Raw genomic sequence first — 2289 nt, 5'->3', positions numbered from 1 at the left:
AGTCCTGAAAAGTTAGACTCAGAAGAACAAAAAAAATATCAGAAAAACAGTGAAGAAATTGGACCATTTAGACAGAGAATTTCTTCGGAACTTAGATTAACTAAAAAGGAAGCACAGAAATATCTTGATTTTCCAATTAAGACCCCAAGTTATGTGGTAAAAGGGTATAAATTAACGGGAGAAGGTGTTACAACACCGATGACTAATGAAAAAATAAATCCCGATATTATTTCTCAATATCAAAGTGAAGATAATGTGTATATTGTGCACCAATCTGCAGTTACTGATGAGGGAAAAGAATTCTCGAATAAAAGAGCGGAGTATAATGAAAAGGTAACAAATTATGAATTAGAAGGTACAAAAATAACCTTAGTTGAAAGTCTTGATACAGAGGAACCCTCTAAAGTAATGCAAATGATTGTTCCTGCAAAAGGAAAGAATAGCGCTTATCAAGTCTTTATTCTTGCAGGTGATTTAAGTAAAGAAGAAACAGAGAAAATTATGCTGTCCTTTCTAAAATAATAATAGAGTCTCAGGATCCCGTTCTTGAGGCTATATTTTTTTAGCTTAAACGAAACCTATAAGTGGGAAGAGAAATTAGTATAGTCTATATAATGAGAAAGTAAAATGATATTTAGTTTTGCTAGCTTGATTGAGGTGGATAAAAAATAACAATTTAAAACATAAATTGAATCTAGGTAGGTATATTGTATGGAGAACAGGAGGGAGTATGATTCAAAAAGAAGTAATGGAAGAATACTAGCAAATGGTGATGTATTTTACCGCTATCACCTGGATTGAGAAGTAAAACCTCATCATTTAGATATAGTTTTACTTGAGATGAAGCGGTTTGAGGTAGCAGATTCATATTAAAGCCAATTCCAGTGATCCATCTAAATTAGGAGAGAATAACTCATACGAAACATTACCGCTTTCAGGGAAAGTTATTTTTTTCTTTGATCCGCTCTTACAACTAATTCTTCTGTATTGGTATCTTCCAAGAAAAAATTAAATAAAGGAATAGTTAATGCTACAGAAATTAACTTTAGTGTTTGTAAGGATGGATTCGTGATCCCTTTCTCAATCTTACTTAACATGGAAGGTGTTATATCATCTATTTCAGCTAAACGTTTACTAGTTAATCCTGCACCTTTTCGAAATGCCATAATTTTTTGAACAACATTAATATTGTTCATATAAATAATCTCCATTAAATGAGTGGAGTATATTAAATTAAAATTAATTTTATTTACTTATACTTAATATACTGTTAATATATATTTAATTAAAATAAATTATGATTAATTTTCAAACTGTCAACTGATGCGAAAACGTGGAAAAAGAATCTACTTAGAAGTAAAGAGATTACTGTTATTGAATATACAACAGACTATAGTAAAGCGGTAGAAAAAGAAGAATACAAGCTAATAATGTATTCTTAAGTTTTTAAAGGACGTGAAATGAATATGAAACCAGTTTTAAAATATATAATTATTTCCCTTGTTTTTTCAATAGTAGGGGTATGTTGGGCGCTGTTTGACATCTTTATGTTAGATGCAGACTGGCTATTGATTTGGATAGGTGTATTAATGGCATATCTATCGTTGTATATTGTGATAGGTCTATATAGTAGAAAAACGTATGACTCAAAATTGGCTAAAGTGCTTCTAAAAACAATAATTACAACCTTTAGTTTTGGAGCATTAGGAATATCATTCGGAGTTGTACACGAGATATTAGGACCATTGAGTCTTACTTTAATGACATGGTATTGGTTTATAATGCTATTTTTATATTTAATACCCATAATATTATTAGTGATTTTAGTATTGGTAAATAGTAAAAATCATAATTTCCCTTGGGTATATAGTATACTTATACTTCTAAATATACTTCTTACGTTATGGCCGTTATTATGGCCGTTATTTATTAATTTTATGGGATCTGCTATGAATGCAAGTGCAGGATGGTAGTAGCATTTAAATAGTATAAAAGTAGATAATCCAACATGAACTCAGTTAATAAATTAGAAAGAAGAATTATAGAATGAGAATTAAGCTTAAGAAAAAGCGAATTATAAGTGTATTATTTGCCATTATATTAGTATCAATAGGTTATTACATGTTTCAATCTATTACGAACCCTAAGCTGGTAAATGCGAAAGAGGTAAACAGTGTTCTACAAGTGAGCAGTCTACCTAATAATGAATTAAAAAAATCGATACCTAGTCGTTTTGATGGTAAAGAAAGAAAAGTTGTATATTTAACTTTTGATGATGGACCAGGAAAA

Annotated in this window: 2 protein-coding genes and 2 pseudogenes; 3 read left to right on the top strand and 1 reads right to left on the bottom strand. The window is 29.9% G+C overall.

What is annotated here, in order from left to right:
- On the top strand, positions 1 to 522 hold a 522-nt coding region (locus CER22_RS30860), incomplete at its 5' end, for a DUF4367 domain-containing protein (RefSeq protein WP_142293618.1).
- 253 nt (positions 523 to 775) lie between these two features.
- On the opposite strand, the pseudogene CER22_RS33985 reads toward CER22_RS30860, so the two are convergent.
- Positions 776 to 1196, bottom strand: a pseudogene (locus CER22_RS33985) (helix-turn-helix domain-containing protein); the annotation flags it as partial.
- 270 nt (positions 1197 to 1466) lie between these two features.
- Here CER22_RS33985 and CER22_RS30850 point away from each other — a divergent pair.
- Positions 1467 to 1973 carry a DUF3902 family protein gene (locus tag CER22_RS30850; protein ID WP_000805763.1) on the top strand — a complete coding sequence of 169 codons (507 nt, stop codon included), beginning with the start codon at positions 1467 to 1469 and terminating at the stop codon, positions 1971 to 1973.
- Between the two features lie 73 nt (positions 1974 to 2046).
- Positions 2047 to 2289, top strand: a pseudogene (locus CER22_RS30845) (polysaccharide deacetylase); the annotation flags it as partial.

Source organism: Bacillus sp. K2I17, assembly GCF_002209985.1.
GTDB lineage: Bacteria > Bacillota > Bacilli > Bacillales > Bacillaceae_G > Bacillus_A > Bacillus_A wiedmannii.
The sequence above is the reverse complement of the archived record's forward strand: the minus strand, read 5'-3'. Positions and strand labels throughout refer to the sequence as shown.